Source organism: Fluviispira multicolorata, from assembly GCF_009208585.1.
GTDB classification, from domain to species: domain Bacteria; phylum Bdellovibrionota_B; class Oligoflexia; order Silvanigrellales; family Silvanigrellaceae; genus Silvanigrella; species Silvanigrella multicolorata.
Genome location: NZ_WFLN01000004.1, coordinates 616,641 through 637,427, shown reverse-complemented (window position 1 = coordinate 637,427; position 20,787 = coordinate 616,641). Strand labels below are relative to the sequence as shown.

Here is a 20,787-nt window from a genome sequence, read left to right as displayed (position 1 = left end):
CTTAAAGAAGATAAATATTTTTTTGTTAAAATTTCTTCAGGGTTTTATGATAATTGGAAAAACTCTATTTCAAATAGCCAAGGAGTTATTGTTGTTATTAATGCAAAAACAGGTAGACCTGAGATCATTCTTGATGATCAGGGATATTTGACAGATATCAGAACTGCTTTTGCTGGTGTAATGAGCGCAAAATATTTAGCTCCTGATTGTATAAGTGAAGTTGGAATTTTTGGATATGGAATTCAGTCCTATTTGCAGGCAAAATTCTTAAAAATTCAGTTCCCAAATTTAAAAAATCTGTTTTTATATGGCCGAAGCAAAGATAAAATGGAAAAATTAAAAGATAAATATCAAGAGTTAGGCTATACTGTCTATTTGTCTGATCATGTCGAACATGTTGCAAATAACTGCAAATTATTAGTGACAACGACTCCCTCAAAAATTCCATATTTATATGGAAAGTGGATTAAAGCGGGGACACATATAACGGCTATCGGAGCAGATGACTCTCATAAGCAAGAGTTAGATATTTCTGTATTCAAAAAAGCAAATCATATATTTGTTGACTCTATTGAACAATGCAACAAATTTGCTGTGTGTTTTCATGCTTTAAAAGATGAAGGTTTGTATGAGAATAATATCAATGAATTAGGAAATTTAATTTCTAATTCAAATTTATTCAAAAGAGATCAAAATGATATAACAATTTCTTTTTTAACAGGACTTGCTGCGCAAGATATTGCTATTTCAAAATATGTTATAAAAACTATTTATGATAATATCTTATAAGCAATAATTTTCTGCTAGAAAATTATTGCTTAAATACCTTAAATGAATATATTTATTTAAATTTGGAGTTTAAAAACTTATGAAAAAATATAACCATTTATATGAAAATGAAATTTTAGAAATCATTGAACTGCGAAAAAGTAAAGAATATGAAAATGCTTTTACTAAAATCAATTCTCTAATTCAAAAATATCCCGATGACGCTGTTCTTTATTATCACGCAGCATGGATATGTGATACAGGCAGAACAGAAAAAGAAGCCGTAGAGTATTATTTAAAATCAATTCAATTGGGTTTGTCTGACGAAGATTTATGCAATTTATATTTAGCACTTGGCTCTACCTACCGCTCATTAGGATTGTATGAAAATGCAAAAGAAATTTTTTTAAAAGGGATAAATGAATTTCCAAATTTTAGACCATATCACGTATTTCTAGCAATGACAGAATATAATTTAAAAAATTCAAATAAAGCAGTAGAATTACTTCTTACTCAACTCATTGAAACAACAAATAATAAAGATATTTTGGAATATGAAAGAGCTATACGGTTTTATATTCCAAGGTTAAATGATATTTTTGAATAATCAAAACATTATTTTTAAAGCAGACAGCCATTTGTCAAAGTTCTTACTATTTATTATATGCAATTTAATAAATTTATTACTTGAATTAGACTTCCAAAATGATTAAATTAGTTTAAAGTAACTGAAAAATTCGAAAAAATTTATATATAATAATTAATAACTCAAAGTATTGAAATGCTACGAAATTTAATTCATGTTTTATAGATTACCATTTTATAAATTTGGATAATATGAATTAAAGATCAGTATAATAATAATATAAAATAAAAAATTGATAATTATTATTGACATTTTTAATTTTACACTATAAATGATTTTATCTACTCAAAGTTTTTTATGGGAAATCAAAAGCACAAGGAGAATATGTGAAAAAGAAACATTTATGTCTCTTATTCATTTTGATGAGTCAGAATGTCTCAGGATTTGAGGTAACTCAACTGGATAGTTCAGATGCAAACAATAATTTTTGTTCTGTTCTTGGAGATTTATTATCAAAAAATTATGAAAATAGAATTATTACGAATAATATTATTTTCAAATATACAAGTTTAATAAATGCAGATTTTAGTAGAATTATTTCTTATTATATTGACTATTATTATGACATTAATAATGATAATTATATACTTAAGAATTGCAAACAACTGTCCAATAACTATGTAGCATATTCAATTAATAGATCATATCCATTAATAAAGTCAATCCAAAATAAAATTGAAAATGGACCAGATTTTGAAATTAAATTTTCAAGGAATGAAAATTATTGGAAGATTGATAATGTAACATCTGGGAACTGTAATGATAAAATATATACTTCAATTAAGTTAGAATACGATGAAATTTTTAGAAGGAATAAAATAATTATTCCTTCAGAATTTTATACACATCTCAAACATCAGGTTGAAAATGAAGAGTGCCCTGCACACTCTAAAAATTTATTAGAAACATTTAGTAAACTAATCGAGGAAGCAAAAATATGAAATCAATCTCAATTAAAATAATATTAATATGTATATCTGCTCAACTTATAAATAGTTCTTATGCTAATGATTCTAAATCATGTAAAATCTATGAACATGCAGATCAAAAAGGTCATGCAGTTATTATGAATAATTTTGCATCTCTTAATAATTTTGATAATTATTTTATTCAAAGAAGATCTTGGCATGGTCATTTATTTGGTTGGAGAGGTAGAGATATCTCATTTGATAAGCAAGCATCGTCGATTTCAATAGATCCAGAATGCACTTTGAGTGTTTGGCAATTTAAAGACTATATTGGAGAAGAACAAAATTATTTTAATCCAGAATCTAGTTTAGCTCCGTTTACAAGAAATCTAAATTTAGATGCTTTAGAAGATAAAATAAGTTCAGCTACCTGCTTTTGTGGGCTATATGTCACTCCAATCAAAAGAATAGAAGGAAAAGCGAATGAATAAATTTTATATTTTAGGAATTATTTTATCATTATCAATTGTAAAAACAGCATTTACATACGAAATATTTTCTGAAGATGGTCTAGAAAAAGATGAAAGAAACAATGTATATAGAATTGAAAAAATATCAATGGATGCTCAAAAAATATCTTTATATACTGGATTTAATGTAGGCACTATCAATTATGGATATTGGCAAGTACTTTTTAAATCTGGACCAGTACAAAAAGGTATACCAATTTTTAATTTAGGAACATCTGAAGTAAAAGCACATCCATTTTCACTAGAAGTTGAATATGAATTAGCCGCAAAATTTTTTCATGCCCAAGAAAAGCCTTATTTTAATTTTGAAATTTTAAATTTTGGAAACGTTATTTTTTCAAAACCAATCTCATTAAAAGAAATTGGGTATGTAAATGAACAAGGATATCCTGAAAGATTTGAAAAAATAAGCTTTAAAATTAGCAATCAGTTTGAAGCATATGCTATGATGCCAACAATTAATATGAATCATATTTTTGAAAAATATTTTTATATAAAGTCAGTTAATTATAAAGTGATAAAATATAAGAATTAAATTGTCTAAAAGAAGGTCACAATGATAAGAGAAAAAAAATATGCAATAGTGTCATTAATTTTTATATCGTTCTGTGCAAATGCAAACGTTTTTAAAGATGATATAATAAAAAATAACTGCATTTCCGACTACGGCTTTATTGAAAATTGTAATTTTAAAAATTTGTATGAAAAAAAATTAGTTGAAAAAAACACGTACACTTTACCAATGGATTTTTTAATTAATTACTCACGCGGAAAATGTTGTACTTTAAAAAATAATAATATGTGTTCTAATCCTGGAGAAATTAATCTTCAAATATTTACTGGTCATGAGTATAAAAATTTTGAGTATGGAAAAAATAAATTTATTTCTTCCGGAAAATTTTTAAAATTAGTTGATCTAAAACCCTGGGAAACATCAACAACAAGATACTATCAACCTTGTCATCTGGTTATGAATAAACTTCAATTTGATTTCTCATCAAATGCAAAAATTTATCTAAAAGAGTTAATTTCAGAAAGGAATTTAGCAAAAAAATATATTAACTTTAGAAATAATATCGAAGTTATTATAGATGAATTAAATCTTTCATTTGCAGAATTAAACATAAACAATTTCGGAGAAAATTTAGAATCATTTATTAATAGTCTATATTTAATATCTGACATAGATATACCACCATCAGATAAAGTTCTATTAGCATATTTTATAAATAATTTCAAAAGTTTAAATGTATCAATAAAAATTGACTTATTTAATAATTATAGCAAGAAAATATTAAATATTATTGAAAAAATAAAGGTATTATTTGATGATTATTATAAAGAAAATAATCAAATAGAATTTTATAAAATGGATATTGAAATTCATAATATTATAAATGAAGTAAAAGATGATAATAATTTTAAAAGAGATTCTCTTAAAGAAATCATAGATATGTTAGAGGGATAAAAATTGAGAAAAAAAATATCACTATGCCTAATATTTTTAAAATTAAATTTTGATTCACTTGCATATGGTGATGAAAAAAAATACGAATTTAAATTTATGGATAACGCAAAAAGAGTTTTTAATGATGAATTGACAAAATCACTTCCAAGCTTTTTAACAAATTTATATACACAAGATCTTTTAAATAAAAAGTTTTTTTTAGAAAATAATTTAAGAAAATTAGAATTATCTAGCACTAACTTAGAAAATGATTTCAAAGAAATCAAAGAAACTTTATATCGCTTAAATGAAATTTCAATTGCTGACAAAGAATCGTTTAGCGAATATTTAAAAAGTTATGACAAACTTCTTAATTTGAAAGATAATATTAAAAATAATATTTATACATATAGAAACGCAGAAAATAATTTTTTAGAATCAAAAAATATTATGAATAATTATTGCCTAAATACTTCCAAACTAATATCAGCAAAAAGTATGACTTTAGAGCCAACAATATTTGAACATCCAGATCTATCTAATTTAAATTATGAAAAAAGGGATTTTTTTGAAAAGATGGCTCATGATACCGAATATAGCCAATCTTTTATTGGCCATGCAACTATGGTTAGCATGGCAGGCGCAACAGTAACAGCAATTGCTATTGGTTCAGTAGATATTGTGGCAGGAACAGGTGTTCTCATAATTCAAGGCTCGGTAACGGGCCCAGGAATTTTAATAGTATTAGGAGCAGCGTTAGCTACGTTGATTGTTTTTAGTATTTTCTCGATTTTTGAAAATAGGCACAAAGAAAAAAAAGAAAAAGAACGAATGGAAGCAATGAAGAGACGAATGGAAAAAGAATTTAATGAAGCAAATGATTGGTATAAGCAAAATACAGTCTTTAATAAATTAGAAAATCTTCAAGATTTTACATATGATTTATGTGATAAAGATACATATGAATTTATCATGATGAAACATGAAATTCAAAACAATGAAAATTTAGATTGTGAAAGCTTAAATGACACTCATTTTAAATGTAGAGTAGACATACCAAGCGCTCGTAATAATATTAAACTATTAATAGATAATGGAATTACATATATTAGAAAGCGAAACAATGGAGTAGAATATTCTTTAGATGATCTTAAAAAATTAATTAATTTATTTGATAATAGAAATTCAAGCGTTTTTTCAAATAAAGAATTTACTCAATTCAATGATACAGTTTCAAAAAATTATTTTGGCTTAATTAATGAAATATCTAAAATAGAGAAGAATAAATCTAGAATTATAGATAGAATTTCTTCCATATTATCTAAAAATGAGATAAGTATTATTTCAAATAAAATACAATCTAATAATAAAACTGTTAAAGCAATTGAGGCTCTTTACCAGTCTGTTGGAAATGAATTATCAAAAAATTTATACTCTATATTTTTAGAAAATATAAATAATTGCAGAAAATTTAAAATGTTTAGTAACTATATACTCGAAGATATTGACAAAACAAAAGATCAGTTAATTATTAACTATATGGATGAATTTAATAAAGATGGGGTATTTTTTAAAAAAGAAATTCATGAATACATAAAAAATATACATAGAATTAATGATGTAAGAGTTAATGCAATATGCGGTGGCGTAATATGAAATATAAATTTTTAATTCTTTTTTTTATATTTTTATCTTACTCATGCTCTAAGAAAAATGTCGAAAATACAGAAATGGTTGCGCTTAATAAAAATTTATTGGATTTAATAAACTTAAGAGAAAGTTCTGATAATTTTAAATATATAGACCAAATTACAAGTATTTCTTATGAATATAATACTCCTACTACAAATTATACATTTTCAAATAATGTTATTAATGCAAGACATTTAAGCCAAATTGAATATAGAATTTTTCTTCGCGGCACTTATGGGAAATTAAATAAAAGTAAGACCTTTGTAAAAATAATTGATTTCGAAAAACTAATGAACGGATACTTTGAAGAATTGAATGAAATTTCTATTGATCAGCTTAGACATTTAAAAAATATTAAAACTATAAATAGTGAGGATACAAAAGTAAGTGATCTACATTTTGAAAAATTAGAAAATAACAATATTCAAGATAATGTGGATGAAGAAAATAAGATATATTACTTTAATAATTACTTGGCTAAACTAGATGAATATTATAAAAGGAGAGAAATTAATAAATTTTTAGAAACATATGATAAGATAAATAAACTTATGCTTTTTCCTGAGTTTAAAAAGCAGCAAAAATATAGAGATATTTTTGCTGAAATAGGTATTAAATATTTTAAAAATGGATTAATAAAAATTGAAAATTATCCATTAATAAAAATAAACGAAAAAATTTCATACAAAGAATTTGAAAAAGAAATATATAAAAAAATAATCAAAAAATTATATAATAATTCTTTGAATTTAGATAAAAATAAGTTTTTTAGAAACATGTATTATTTATTTTTAATTTCATATTTTAATCCAGAATTATTAGTGGAATTTAATGATACTGATAAATTATTATTTTCTTCAGAACAAATTATTAATGATATAATTATCTATGATTGTCTAAAAAAAATAGAATTATTTAAAAATAAATCCTCTAATAACTATAACTTATTTGAATCATTCTTTTTTGATTTAAGTGAAGAGGATAAGACGGTTTTGAAAAATGTTTATACCATAGAAATGAAAGATGTAAAATTATGATAAAAATAATTATTTTTTCTTCCTTTTTTTTGACTGTTCATGCTAATGTTTTTGCAAATGATATTAAGCAGGATTTATTTAAAAAATATTGCTTAGTAAATGATAATTATTACTTAAAATGTGACTTTAGAAATATTGATTTAACTCCATATTCAAATGAGTTAAAAAATGAAATGCACTTTAATGTTTCATATAAGTATAAAAATTGTAAATTTGATTTTTTAAATATTCAATTATTTTCATATATAGACTATTATAAAATAAACTTAGGTGAGAAAAAAATTGATTTTAATGGATTTTATTTGCGCAGTCGAGATATTTATGAATGGGATACATATACAAATAATTATGATAAATCATGTTCATTTTTTATAAATGAAATTAGGACTTCATTTTCTAATTCAACCAAACGAATTATTGACAGGAAAATTAATTTTGCGAAAGAGTTAAAAAAAACTTTAGATACATTCAAAGAAATGCATAGAGATTTTTCTTATTTGTATAATTTGATAAATAATCTTGATATGTATACTCTAGGATATTTTAATTATATTAAAAACATAGAAAATGAAATCGTAAAAATTAGAAATATTACTGAAAAAAGTTCTATTTCATTCCTAATTTTGGTATCAATTGAACAAGAAATTGAAATGTTAAAAATTTCAAATCCAATAGTGGATAAAAATAAATTTGCAGAAGCTAAAAATAATATCTTAAAAAATATAAATGAGTTATTGTTAATAACAGATATTATTAATGTAAAAAAAGACTTAGAAAATGTAAAATATAAAATTTCTGAAATTCTTTATGAAGCTGAGAGTATTCCAAATTTTGATAAAGATTTACTTGAAATATATAATAAAATATTAAAAATAATTTGATTTAAGGGGTTTATCTAGTGCAGCTAAAATTAGCGTTATTTTTTTTACTAAATATTTTTCTTTGTTATAATGTAAATGCACAAAATTATTATATATGTATATATGGTTCATGCCATAGCTTCCCTAATCCCCCTCCAATCATAGGACCAGTAAATCCAGGAGGACAAATAGGAAAACCTCCTCCAGATAAAGATATTGTCTCTGAAAAAGTCATTCGCTTTTTAAATGATTATCAGAATGAATTTCAGACTACTCTTAATTTGCAGACCCAAAAGGCATTGGAAGGATCTATTGATACTTTAAAATTGATCGAGGAAGCTAAAAAAAAATCAATTGATATGCACAACACTTTGATGAATCTTGCAAAATCACTTGAGAATCAAATTATATTTCAAGAGTCATTTGATAAATTAAGGAGAGAATCACTCTTTAATGATCAGCTTACTCCCCAGATAAAAGCTTTGGAAGAAAAAATTAAGAAAGCATCGGAAGAAATTGTGCTTTCTCGATCTCGGGATAATTTTGGATCAGAAGAAACAAGAAAAAAAATTAAACTAAACTTTCAAAAAGACCTTTTATCTCCTGACTATGACATTGCAACAAATAAAATAAATGAAGCAATGTTGAGGTTAAAATTAAATCAATCAAAAGATGCTTTAAAGAGGCCAAATTTTGTAGCACAAGTAAAAGATGTATTAGATACAGTTTTAAATAAAGAGGGGCTGGTTAAAGAGTACATAAAAGATAATCCACGCTTACAGGACTATAAATTTAATACTAAAATTGATTCATCAAGAAAACTTTTTATGGCAATTGAAATGAGAAGAGCGATTAATAAGGCTCTCCATATTACCCAGTTTTCATACTCCCCAAGCTCAATCGATATTGCAAATAAAGTCTTAGATTTTGCTATTCATGCAGATGAATTATCTAGTAAGGGAAATCGTGTTTGGTCTGATCGATATTTTGATCGCGGATTAACGCAATTAAATTTCTTAACAAAAGAGAAATTAGTCTTTTACACAGATGTTACTTTAACAAATAAAACAAAATCATTATTCAATTTAAATCTAACCTCAGATAGTTATGAAAATTTTAATATCATTGAGGCTGCCAACGATATTTCTTCAAATCTTGAAAAAAATTACAGTCAACAGAATCATATCTATGCTGATCTCATTCTTAACGCAGCCCTTGTAAATGCAAATAACATGAATAGATTTTCGTTTGAACTCGCAATTGATAAGGCATGGGCATTTTGTGATTTTTTAAATGGAACAGCGGCAGGGATTGTCGATAGCTCTAAAAACTTTCTTTATGGCACAGCAAATATGTTGTTATATCCTGCAGACACTATCATAGGTGTTTATGATGCCGCTATGAATATTGATAAAGTTTCGAATTATGTATACGCAAAAATAATAGAGACGATAAATCAATATCCAAATATGACCCCTGAAGAGAAAGGAAAACTCATAGGCTCAATGGCTTTTGAGGTAGGAGGTATGCTCGTCCCTCTCTCAAAAGCGCCGAAAGCAGGAGGACTGTTAGCAGAAGAGGTATCAGCAGCCACTCGCCTGGCTTTAGCGACAGAATATGAAGCCATGGCAAGACGGATGAAGCTCGATAAAATTCCTATAACCCCTCAAACGCTGAAACAAACGGAATATTATCTAGGTAATAACCCAGCTGTAGTGACAAAAAACTGGGGGCATGAGAATTATCAAAAAGTATTTGGACTTGTCCGAGAGAATCCAGATATATTGCCCATCCTAGATAAGTGGAACAATGGAAGTTTTGACAAAGCGGGGGGAGCCAATCAGTTGTTAGCTCATGTGTTTAATAAGAAATATTATGAAGGTACAGATAAAAGATTAAATAATATTGAAAGACACTTCCATCTTCTAAATAATCATTTATCAAATATTTATAAACTGGATGATCCCGCTTTATTCAAACAATCTTTACAGAACTTTGATAAATTTATGGCAGACGTTAAAGCGTTCACTATTGAACAAAAAATAAGCCCCAAAGATCCTAACACAAAATTTTCTTTAATTCAGGCACCAGATACTAGTGATGGTAAATTAAGGTACTACAAACTCGTCGAATACAAAGACAAATATTCAACATTATTTAGAATGAATTCGATAAAAGATTGGCATAAAATTGACAATTAAGGAGAAAAGAATGAGCTTTTGTGAAATAGTTAAAGCGGATTTTTTACAATATGATGAGCCTGACCTTGGGCAGGGTTTTGTAACTCTTTATATTCATGATTTTAAAAGAATAATTCCAGCTTTTTTCTTGTGTTCTGAGCCCCCTTCTAATCTATTTTGCATAAATCTTGGTTATAAAAAAAATGAAGAGATCTTTCTTGAATTTGAAACTTTTCCGCATTCAAAAACAATATGGCTGCAAGACAATGTATCTGAAAAAATTATCACGAGTTCATATTCCAATCGTATGCACGTAATCGGCACTTTTTTAGGCTTTTGCCTTGATGAAGAAAATAACACCCGTTATGCAAAAATAAAAGCAAATGATTTTTTCTTCTTGAAATATGTAGATGACTATCAAAATGAAGTGTATACAAAAGGAAATAAATTATATTTACAGTATATGGTCAATATATCTTTTACAGAAGAAAGAGTGGATATAGTAAGTAAAATGTATAAAGAACTGAATCCAACTTATGAAGAATCCGATGGTTGGCCTTCAGACCCTAGATTTTGGGTAGGGACAAGTTTTAATCCGAAGGACGAAAATAATCCCTTAGAAGAAATGATCAAAGCTGATCCCGAGAAAGTTAGGAGATTACTGGGTAGAGAGAATGAACCACATTATAAATTAAAAAAAGAACATCGTAGTTATGCTGAACATAATTTATTAGAAGAGAATGATGTAAAAAGTATTATGAAATTTGCTAAAAAAATAAAGGAATAATTTGAAAATTTTCTCTCAATCAAGCAATAGATTTTATTCTTCATGCAGATAAATTGGCTGGTAATGACAGTCGGGTTTGGTCTGATAGGTATTTTGATCGTGGCTTAACGCAATTAAACTTCTTAACAAAAGAGAAGTTGGTTTTTTACACCGAAGTTACTTTAACTAATAAAACAAATTGAAAAGAAAAAATGGGATAAATTATATTAAAAGGAATTAAAATGTCTTTTATAGATATAGTAACAACGGATATTTTAAAATATGCATCTCCAAATGAATACGAAGCATTTCCATGCGTTTATGTTCATGAATTAGACAGAATACTCAGCGCACGATTTACTGTGGTGGGATGCCCTGCGAGTTTATGTTGTATACAACTAGGCTATAAAAAAAATGAAAAATTTTTTCTTGAACTTGAAATTTACAATAATGAAATTAAATTTTTGAAAGACAATTGCGATGAAAAAATTGAAACAGATATTTTTAGCAATATATTTTGAAGCTGTCCAACATGATTTTTAAAGGATATTGATTATTTTTAAGAGGATGGTACCTTAGTTTTCGACTAAAAAAACCAAAAAAGGTACCATCATGGAATATAAAGAAATTTTAAGTGCTTCGCAAGTCATGATTCAATTTTTACCAGAGATTAGATCAAGGAAACATGATCCAGCAGAAATCCTTTCTGGAATATTTTATGTATTAATTACTGGCATTCAATGGAGGAATTTAAGCAGGGAATATCCGCCGAAAAGTACTTGCTACTACTGGTTTAAAAAGCTCTCAAAGTTGAATGCATGGAAAGAAACCTACACGCAGTTTTTTGCAAGCTATAAAAAATATTTTAGTGCAAATTTAAACACAGTTTCAGTAGATGGAACTTTTGTAAAAGCTGTTAAGAGCGGAGCAATGATCGGGAAAACTAAGATCGGAAAAGGAACAAAAGTCATGCAAATGGTAGATAAGGAGGGGCTCTTAGTTTCTCTGCATGTTGTTTCTGCTAATCCTCATGAGTCACGCTTACTGATGAAAACTATAAAAAATTCTATATCGCTTACCAAACTTAGATATATACTTGGAGATAGAGCATACGATTCTGATAAACTAGATCTTGAGTGCAAAAAGTTAAGAATAAGTCTTGTTGCATATCATAAACAAAATTGTAAAAACCTTACCCAAGATGGACGGGAGGCGCGAAGGCATAAAAAGCGCTACACTGCTGAAAGAACAAATGCACATTTAAAAAACTATCGAAAGGTTAATGTTCGTTTTGAGCGAGACCCTTAACTAATTGAGAATTTTATATGGATGGCGCATTGCTTAATATTTATTAAAAAATTCAATATTCATAATGATTACTTGGTGGCTTAATCATGTTGGACAGCTTCTAGGATAAATTCAAATAAACATAAATGAAGACTGTTGACAACAATCCTAATAAGCACTTAGCTCCACCTACCACGCATTAGGATTGTATGAAAATGCCAAAGAAATTTTTTAAAAGAAATAAATAAATTTCCAAATTTTAGACCATTTGATGTATTTCTAGCAATGATAATATGTAATTTAAAAATTTATTAATTTTCAGATTTTACCACTTTGTATAAACTTCTACATAAAAAATCTAACTTCGAAAGAGAAATTCCTGCCAAACTAATTCGACCTGATTTTAGGATATAAATACCAAATTCTTCTTTTAAGATTTCTATTTGAATTAGATTTAAATCTGAATAAATAAACATTCCTTGAGTATTAAAGTCAAGGTAAAATTTATTTGCAATTCCATACTTTTCCATTTCGGCTTTGAAAGCCATTTTCACTTCATTAAGATGATCTCTCATTTGAGATAATTCATGTTTCCATTCAAAATCAAGATCTGAATTATTTAGGATCTCACTAACAATCAGAGCTCCATGTAATGGAGGAATAGAATACATAGATCTTATTATTTTACGAACTTGACTCATCAAATTATCTAAATCAGATTGAGACTTGGATATAATGGTTAAAGCACCAACTCTTTCATCATAAAGGCTAAGATTTTTTGAAAAAGAATTTGCAATTAAGACTTCATGAAAATTTTCTATAAAAATTGTGATACCAATCCTATCTTTATCGATACCTTCTGAAAGACCTAAATAAGCTGCATCAAATATTGGAAATAATTTTTTTTCCTTACAAAAAATAGCTAATTGTTCCCACTCTTCTTTTGTGAAATCAAAACCAGTAGGATTATGACAACATGCTTGTAAAAGAATTGCATCTCCAACTTTATAGCTTTCAACTGCACGACTCGCATCTTCTATGCCTACAGTAACATTTTGAATTCCACAATGAATTGCATAATTAACAGACTCAACGATTTCAATGATACCTTGTTCTCTTGTAATCTGACGCTTGCTTTTTAAATGAAGATCGCTACCAGTTACTAAAATCTGAATTACGTGTTTTGAACTTACTCCACCAGCTTCAATAGCAATTTTAATATCATTAACTGTTGCACGACAAAATGTAGCAAAACTGGATATTGTCAGTTTTTTAGAAATTAATTTTGTTGCCTCAAAATCAATGGATGAAGGCGTTGGAAATCCAACCTCAATGCAATCAACACCAGCATTCTTTAGCATTAAATCTAGTATTAGCTTATGAGATGAAGTCATGGAATTTCCTGGTGCTTGTTCGCCATCTCTTAATATTGTGTCATGAATAGTTATTTTTTTCATTTAGCATAATCTTTCTTTTAATATTTTTTCTTTCCACTTCTAAACACACGATAAATATTTACTAATAAAATGATTTAAATTTAGTTTTAAAATTCAAACATATTTTTATTATTTTTTCAAAAAATGAACTCATTATTTTTTTAATATTTTATCAATAGGAATTTTAACTTTTATCATCGAGGCTATAGGACTTTAGTTTTGAGGTCTTATTTTGCCTATATTTTAAACAAATATGCTAAATACCCTGAAACATATTTTTGCATTCAACTTAAAAATTATTTTTAATTCAAATAAATTTCGCTTAAATACTTTAGGGTGTGTTCTCAAATTTTCTCCCAAATGATAGAACACGCCATGTAAATCAATGAAGCGAAATTATTTTTACTTTTATCGTAACGGGTGGCAATGCTTCTGAACTGTTTTAATCTAGCAAATAAATTTTCTACTAAATGACGAATTTTATATAAATGTATATCAAACCCATCATTTGTTTTATCAATAGAATTTTTCTTTTTAGGAATAATGCCTTGAATATTTTTATCTGTTAATTTCTCTCTTATTCTTTTATTACTGTATGCACGATCTGCAATTAAATTTTCAGCATTGCTAGCTTCGATGAGTTGATTTCCTATTTTACTATCGTGAACTTGTCCCTCACTTAAAATAAAATCTATAGGATTCCCATGAGAATCTGCGATCATATGTATTTTACTTGAATTACCGCAAACTGCTCGACCAATACATTCCTTCTTTTTACATTTTGAATTTACCGAATGTTGATGCGCTTTAACTATTGTCGAATCAATAAAGTTCCGTTCATTATCTAATTCTCCACGAATTTTTAAAAATAATTTTTGCCAAATCCCTAATTTTGACCATCGATTAAATTTATTAAATACCGTTGAATAGGAACCAAACTCCGTTGGAAGATCTCTCCAAGGAGCCCCTGTTCGTAACTTCCAAAAAACAGCATCCATAAAAATTCTAATTCTATTTGAAAAATGAATTTTAAATTCTTTAAGTAATGGAGCTAGCTTCGACCACATTTGATCTGTTATCATCAGCCTCAACATGTTTCCCTCTTTCGTTAGACTTGGTAATCCAACTTTTGCGGGAAACATGCCAAAAATCAAGTATTCTCCGATATTTGAGAACACACCCTAATATCATTATTTAAAATAAAAATATGAATTAATTTTAGCTGAAGAGATGAGCTAAAACCATTTTATTAAATTGGTGTGCTTTAATTTATACTCAATATAAATATATAGATTACTCTTTAATAATTAAAAAAATATCAAAATAAACTTTATTTAATATGAATGTAATAAGATTCAATTTAAATTTATTACTAAAATATTTCTTGTATTTATACTCACTCTGTGATGCTAGCAATATATTCAGTTATAATTATTCATATTATATGAATAATTATAACAAATATTAAATTGTTCATTTTTTGAAAATTATTTTATTTTATTTTCAAAAAATGAATAGAAAATTATTTACATGAAACAATTTTTATGGTTAATAATAAATAAAGATTGACTGGGTAGTTAAATATTTTCCTAAATAATGAAACATTGGGATCTCAGTAATGCATTTATTTTCTGAAAACGCTCACAATAATATTTTAAGAGTTAAAAAACAGTGCGAGTTTAGCTTACTAAAAGATCTAAACCTCGAACTCGGAACTTCATATAGCACATACAGCCCTCTAATGTGTTCCATTGGAAAGTGGAATGAATTTCATAGGGAAAATTTATTTGAAATTCTTCCTTCTCAAAAACTTTTTAAGTTTATCACTGATTCTAAATTGCTTAGCAAATTAGAAGAAATACTCACTTCAAATGATAGCACTACTCCTCTTGATTATATTGTTGACAAAGAAAATTCAAGTATCTGTTTTACAAATAATAATAATTCAATTCAAGAAACTGAATTCATAAATTTAATTTCGTCCGCTTCTGACATTATTAATAGATCTGATCCACTATTATTCAGTTTATATTCACGAATGATCAGTTATATTTTTCCCATTTTTCATACTAGTGGTGAAAATTCTTTCACAGCTTTTAGCACTTATAGAATGATGGATAGCATTTTTATTAGTCCTAATATATATTCTTCTCAATATCCAGAAATTGATTATGGTATTCATTTAATTCATGAACTTGGACATCAGATTTTATACATATGGCAGACCTATGATCCTCTCATTTTAAATTCCCATAATACTTCTGCATATTCTGGCGTAAGAAAAACATACCGCCCAGCACTTGCTTCTCTTCATTCAGCAGTTGCATTAGACTTCATGCTGAAACTTTGTCACTCCATGCAAAATTCAAATATTTTTTTATCCACTGAAAATAAATATGTAGCTCATAAAATTGAAGAATTCAGCCCAAGCTTAAAACAAAACCTGGACAGTATTTTAGAATGCTGTTCTTTAACTCAAAAGGGAAGGAGTATTTTGTCTGAAATATTTTTATTGATAAATAATAATACTAATTTAACATTCCAATATAGGAATGCCTTATGAAAAAAACGTTCATTTTAATAACAACAATTGGTATCATCACTTTTCACGGAGCAAATGCTTATGAAATAAATTATAGTAAATTCAATACTGAAGAACTATATTCAAAAGACAATTTAAACATTAAAAACTTAAAAAATAGCAGCTTAAATAAACTTTGGGAGGCAGATATGCCTATAAATTTAAAATCAGTATGGTAATAAGCTATTTTTAAATTTATTTTCAAAAAAATTTTGGGAAATATTTCATATGAAAAAATTATTTAAAATATTTTTATTTATTTTTTTTATACAATGTAAAAGTTTATATGGAGAAAAAATGAAAAAAGATGAAATTGTTTTTTATAGCGCTGCAAAATCAGAAAATCCTTGGATAGAAAATGCGCCTGGTGACTTAAAAAATGTTTTTCATACTGCAATATTAAATTTACTTGTATATATGGACACAGACTTTAACATTAAACCAATAACATTAGAGTCATTCCATTGGGATTATAAAAATAAGTATTATGTTTTAACTTTAAAACCGGATTTATACTTTACAAATGGCCGTAAAGTAACAATTGAAGATTTAGAATTTAGCTTACTTCGCCCATTTTTTGCTGCAGCAAAAAATGTTGGCTCAATGCGACTTATAAATGTAAAAGGGATAGAAAAAATTAAACTAGGAACTCTTTATCAAAGTGGACTAGTAGAAGGTATTAAAATCCTGAGTTCAAATTCATTAGCTGTAATTCCAAGCTCTCCAAATCCAAGTTTTATGTATACTTTAGCTAGATCGAACTATTCTTTAAGGCCAAAAGAAGAATTTAAGAAAGATTTATTAAATTGGAAAAAGTGGCCTATTGGAGTAGGCCCCTATAAAATTACAAATGAAGATAAAGAGAATAGAAAATATACCCTAGAGCTAGTTAATCATAATTTACTAAAAGATGCCCCTAGAAAAATAATTTTTGAATTAGAAAGAATTTCTAAACCAGATATTACATTAAAAGACCCTATTTCTTCAAATGATAGTTCTTTCAAGCATATAGAACTATCAGCGCCATTAGGAGTTAGACTATTTGCATTTAATTACACTTCAAAATTAGGAAACAATGCAGAATTTAGAAAAGCAATTAATTTATCTTTAAAAAGAAACTTAATTACAAAAGAAACATTGATTCCTTCAATTCCGTTAAATGAAGTAGTAACAAAAGGATCTATTGGCCGTTTAAATATCGTTGAAAATCAAGATTTAATAGAAGCTAAAAGACTTTTTAAAAAGGTATTAGGTAATCAAATAGATAGAGTATTTAAAATACCTCATACTCCAGATTCGGATTTTTTAGGAAATTCATATAAAACTGTTATAATAAAGCAATTAGAAATGGCTGGGCTTAAAATTGAATTTATAGAATCAAATAATCTCTGGAATACTTTTCAAGATGAATTTTCAGATTCACCCTTTCGAATGCTTGGTAAAGGTGCTGATTATTATGACCCATTAATGACATTTACAATGTTTAAAAAAGGTAGCCCATTAATCAACTCCTATCCAAATGATGATACTTTAGATACCTTAATGGAAGAAGCAAAGATATCTCCCAATAGAGATATCTTAGGGTTAAGTATTGAGAAACTATCAAAGTATTTCACTGATAATGATATTGCTATTCACTTATTTTCAGTCCCCACCATCGTTCATTACAATCCTCAGAAAATAAAGTCAGTGGGAGAGCAGGTTGGCGGCCAAACTTTTCATTTAGCACATATTACTATGAAGTAAAAATAAATATTTATATACTTAAAGGATACTATATGAGCACAAATGAAATTGTTTTTTACAGTCCAAATAAAGCGGAAAATCCATGGGTAGAAAATGCTGCTGCAGACACAAGATATACTTTTAATACCGCTGTTTTAGGTCTACTTGTTTATATGGATACTGATTTTAATATTAAACCAATAACGTTGCAATCATTTAGTTGAGATTACAAAAATAAATATTACGTCTTAACACTAAAGGAAAATCTTTATTTTACAAATGGACGTAAAGTAACAATTGAAGACTTAGAATTCAGTATTCTTCGCCCTTTCTTTGCGGCCGCCAAGAATGAAGGATCAATGCAACTTATTAATATTAAAGGATCCGAAAAAATAAACCCTGCTGATACTTATAAGAGTGGTTTAGTAGAAGGGGTAAAAATCTTAAGTAGAAATTCCTTGTCTGTAACTCCAAGTGCGCCAAATCCAAGTTTTATGTATACCTTAACTCGGTCTAATAATTCCTTGGTTCCATTGGAAGAATTTGAGAAGGATCTCCTTAATTGGAAAAAATGGCCTATTGGTGTTGGTCCATACAAAATTATAGATGAAGATAAAATAAATAGAACATATACATTAGAACTTATAGATATAAAAAACTACCCTAATGCTCCAAAAAAAATAATATTTGAACAAGAGCGAAAATATAAGCCAGATATTACGCTAAAGGATTTGATATCTTTTAAAGATCAGTCCTTTATTAAAACTAAATTAACAGCTCCAACAGGAGTTAGAATATTTTCCTTTAACTATTCTTCGAAATTAGGTAATAATCCTGATTTTAGAAAAGCAGTCAATCTCGCATTACATAGAAATGAAATAGTCCGTGAAACCTATTCCGTGACTTATCCCTTAAATGAAATGGTTATCAAAGGAGGTATTGGAAGAATTAACTCTTTAGAAAAATATAATCTAGAAGAGTCCCAAAAATTATTTAAGAAGGTACTTGAAAAGCAAAATGATTCTATTTTTAAAATACCTTACTCACCGGATCATGAATACCTTGGAAATAAATATAAAGAAATTATTAAAAAACAACTAAATGATGCAGGATTAAAAGTTGAGTTTGTATTGTCAACTAATCTTTGGAATCCTTTTGTAGGTGAGTTTATAAATTCACCTTTTCGCTTGCATGGTAAAGGGGCTGATTTTTATGATCCACTCATGACATTTACAATGTTTAAAAAGGGGAGTCCATTGATTAATGGGTACCCTAATGACGATCAACTAGAACAACTTATGGAAGAAGCAAAAGAATCACCAAATAGAGATGTGCTTGCTTCAAATGTCGAAAAATTATCACAATATTTTTTAGATAATAATACAGTAATTACTCTTTTTGAAATCCCAGCAATTGCTTATTATAACCCTCATAAAATAAAATCAGTTGGAGAGCAATTTGGAGGCCAAACTTTTCACTTAGCAAATATTATAATGAATAAAGAATAATTATTTAATTTAGGAGAAGTCATGGACACAAATGAAATTGTTTTTTATAGCCCAACAAAAGCGGAAAATCCTTGGATAGAAAATGCTGCCGCAGATACAAGATATACTTTTAATACCGCAGTTTTAGGTCTACTTGTTTATATGGATTCAAGCTTTAATATTAAACCAATTACTCTGAAATCATTTCATTGGGATTATAAGAATAATTATTATGTTTTAACCCTTAAGGAAGATATCTATTTTACAACTGGCCGAAAGGTAACTGTAGAAGATTTAGAATTTAGTATTCTGCGCCCATTTTTTGCTGCAACACGGAATGAAGGTACGATGCAGCTTGTAAACGTAAAAGGCTCTGAAAAGATAAAACCAGGGCAAGTTTATAAAAGTGGAATTGTGGAAGGAGTAAAAATAATTGATGCTCATTCTTTAGCGGTCACGCCGAGTTCCCCCAATCCAAGTTTTATGTATACCTTAGCACGTTCTAATTATTCTTTAGTTCCTATTGAAGAATTTGAGAAGGATCTCCTTAATTGGAAAAAATGGCCTATTGGTGTCGGTCCATATAAAATGACAAACGAAGATAAATTAAAACACCAGTATTCATTAGAACTTATAGATACTCAGAATTATCCCGATGCACCACAAAAAATTATTTTTGCGCAAGAAAGAAACTCAAAACCAGATATCACATTAAAAGATGCATTAATTGTAAATGATTCTTCTTTTTTGCACAAAGAACTGACATCACCAATATATATTCGCATTTTTGTATTTAATTATTCTTCAAAGTTGGGTAATAATCCAGATTTCAGAAAAGCCATAAACCTTGCATTACAGAGAAAACATATTTCAAAAGCCACATTAATAACAACTAATCCTTTAAATGAAATTGTTACAAAAGGAGCCATTGGAAGATTGAATATTGAAGAAGACTATAATAGAATAGAATCTAAAAAATTATTTCAAAAAGTGCTTGGAGAACAAAAGAATAAAATTTTTAAAATACCATATACCCCTGACTTAGAATATTTAGGGAGTAAATACAAAGATATAATTACAAATCAATTAGAAGAGGCTGGGCTGAAAATTGAATTTATTAAATCTGATATCCTTTGGGATACATTTCAAGGTGACTTTCTAGACTCTCCATTTCGCTTAATGGGAAAAGGAGCTGATTTTTATGATCCATTATTAACTTTTACTTTTTTCAAAAGAGGCAGTCCATTGATCAATGGGTACCCTAATGATGATAATCTAGAAAAACTAATAGAAGAAGCAAAAGAATCACCAAATAGAGATGTACTAGGAAAAAGTATAGAAAAGATATCCCAATTTTTTTATGAAAATAATTCAGCAATTACTCTTTTTGAAATCCCAGCAATTGCTTATTATGACCCTAAAAAAATAGAATCAGTG

Annotated in this window: 20 protein-coding genes and 1 pseudogene; 19 read left to right on the top strand and 2 right to left on the bottom strand. The window is 27.5% G+C overall.

The window, feature by feature from the left end:
• The 13 genes from GCL57_RS02815 to GCL57_RS02755 form a co-directional block, all read left to right on the top strand.
• On the top strand, positions 1-789 hold a 789-nt coding region (locus GCL57_RS02815), incomplete at its 5' end, for a Rossmann-fold NAD(P)-binding domain-containing protein (protein ID WP_161597567.1).
• Positions 790-868: 79 nt separating this feature from the next.
• Positions 869-1,375, top strand: coding sequence for a tetratricopeptide repeat protein (locus GCL57_RS02810; protein ID WP_152211742.1), 507 nt, complete (start codon positions 869-871; stop codon positions 1,373-1,375).
• Between the two features lie 365 nt (positions 1,376-1,740).
• Positions 1,741-2,355, top strand: a complete 615-nt coding sequence (locus tag GCL57_RS02805) for a hypothetical protein (RefSeq protein ID WP_152211741.1) — start codon at positions 1,741-1,743, stop codon at positions 2,353-2,355.
• A complete protein-coding gene (locus GCL57_RS02800; RefSeq protein WP_152211740.1) occupies positions 2,352-2,813 on the top strand; it encodes a hypothetical protein in 462 nt (153 codons plus the stop codon). Before GCL57_RS02805 ends, GCL57_RS02800 begins: the two co-directional genes overlap by 4 nt.
• A complete protein-coding gene (locus GCL57_RS02795; RefSeq protein WP_152211739.1) occupies positions 2,806-3,387 on the top strand; it encodes a hypothetical protein in 582 nt (193 codons plus the stop codon). The genes GCL57_RS02800 and GCL57_RS02795 overlap by 8 nt, the downstream gene beginning before the upstream one ends.
• A 21-nt stretch (positions 3,388-3,408) precedes the next feature.
• Positions 3,409-4,320: a hypothetical protein gene (locus tag GCL57_RS02790; RefSeq protein WP_152211738.1), complete on the top strand. Its 912-nt coding sequence runs from the start codon at positions 3,409-3,411 to the stop codon at positions 4,318-4,320.
• A gap of 3 nt (positions 4,321-4,323) precedes the next feature.
• Positions 4,324-5,955, top strand: coding sequence for an ANIS5 family metal-binding protein (locus GCL57_RS02785; protein ID WP_152211737.1), 1,632 nt, complete (start codon positions 4,324-4,326; stop codon positions 5,953-5,955).
• A gap of 347 nt (positions 5,956-6,302) precedes the next feature.
• Entirely contained in the window at positions 6,303-7,028 is a 726-nt protein-coding gene (locus tag GCL57_RS02780; protein ID WP_152211736.1) for a hypothetical protein, read from the top strand.
• Positions 7,025-7,909, top strand: coding sequence for a hypothetical protein (locus GCL57_RS02775; protein ID WP_152211735.1), 885 nt, complete (start codon positions 7,025-7,027; stop codon positions 7,907-7,909). The genes GCL57_RS02780 and GCL57_RS02775 overlap by 4 nt, the downstream gene beginning before the upstream one ends.
• Positions 7,910-7,926: 17 nt before the next feature.
• Positions 7,927-10,089, top strand: a complete 2,163-nt coding sequence (locus GCL57_RS02770; protein WP_152211734.1) for a hypothetical protein — start codon at positions 7,927-7,929, stop codon at positions 10,087-10,089.
• Positions 10,090-10,099: 10 nt separating this feature from the next.
• Positions 10,100-10,855, top strand: a complete 756-nt coding sequence (locus GCL57_RS02765) for a hypothetical protein (protein WP_152211733.1) — start codon at positions 10,100-10,102, stop codon at positions 10,853-10,855.
• Between the two features lie 221 nt (positions 10,856-11,076).
• On the top strand, positions 11,077-11,355 hold the full coding sequence (locus tag GCL57_RS02760; RefSeq protein WP_152211732.1) for a hypothetical protein: 279 nt from the start codon (positions 11,077-11,079) through the stop codon (positions 11,353-11,355).
• Between the two features lie 91 nt (positions 11,356-11,446).
• Positions 11,447-12,142: an IS5 family transposase gene (locus GCL57_RS02755; protein WP_152211731.1), complete on the top strand. Its 696-nt coding sequence runs from the start codon at positions 11,447-11,449 to the stop codon at positions 12,140-12,142.
• Between the two features lie 290 nt (positions 12,143-12,432).
• Here GCL57_RS02755 and GCL57_RS02750 read toward each other — a convergent pair whose 3' ends face one another.
• Together GCL57_RS02750 and GCL57_RS02745 are read right to left on the bottom strand one after the other, a co-directional pair.
• The gene (locus tag GCL57_RS02750; protein WP_152211730.1) at positions 12,433-13,578 is read right to left on the bottom strand and encodes an aminotransferase class I/II-fold pyridoxal phosphate-dependent enzyme; all 1,146 of its coding nucleotides are present in this window, start codon (positions 13,576-13,578) and stop codon (positions 12,433-12,435) included.
• 323 nt (positions 13,579-13,901) lie between these two features.
• Positions 13,902-14,651, bottom strand: coding sequence for an IS5 family transposase (locus GCL57_RS02745; protein ID WP_152211729.1), 750 nt, complete (start codon positions 14,649-14,651; stop codon positions 13,902-13,904).
• 524 nt (positions 14,652-15,175) lie between these two features.
• Between GCL57_RS02745 and GCL57_RS02740 the strand changes: the two genes are divergently transcribed.
• From GCL57_RS02740 to GCL57_RS02720, 6 genes and pseudogenes are all read left to right on the top strand, one after another.
• Complete coding sequence (locus GCL57_RS02740; RefSeq protein ID WP_152211728.1) at positions 15,176-16,120, top strand: HEXXH motif-containing putative peptide modification protein; 945 nt, start codon at positions 15,176-15,178, stop codon at positions 16,118-16,120.
• A complete protein-coding gene (locus tag GCL57_RS02735) occupies positions 16,117-16,317 on the top strand; it encodes a hypothetical protein (RefSeq protein ID WP_152211727.1) in 201 nt (66 codons plus the stop codon). Before GCL57_RS02740 ends, GCL57_RS02735 begins: the two co-directional genes overlap by 4 nt.
• Positions 16,318-16,435: 118 nt before the next feature.
• Complete coding sequence (locus tag GCL57_RS02730; RefSeq protein ID WP_161597566.1) at positions 16,436-17,884, top strand: ABC transporter substrate-binding protein; 1,449 nt, start codon at positions 16,436-16,438, stop codon at positions 17,882-17,884.
• 32 nt (positions 17,885-17,916) lie between these two features.
• Entirely contained in the window at positions 17,917-18,087 is a 171-nt protein-coding gene (locus GCL57_RS14740; RefSeq protein WP_161597565.1) for a hypothetical protein, read from the top strand.
• 21 nt (positions 18,088-18,108) lie between these two features.
• Positions 18,109-19,371, top strand: a pseudogene (locus GCL57_RS02725) (ABC transporter substrate-binding protein); the annotation flags it as partial.
• 21 nt (positions 19,372-19,392) lie between these two features.
• A partial coding sequence (locus GCL57_RS02720) for an ABC transporter substrate-binding protein (RefSeq protein ID WP_152211902.1) occupies positions 19,393-20,787 on the top strand: 1,395 nt, incomplete at its 3' end.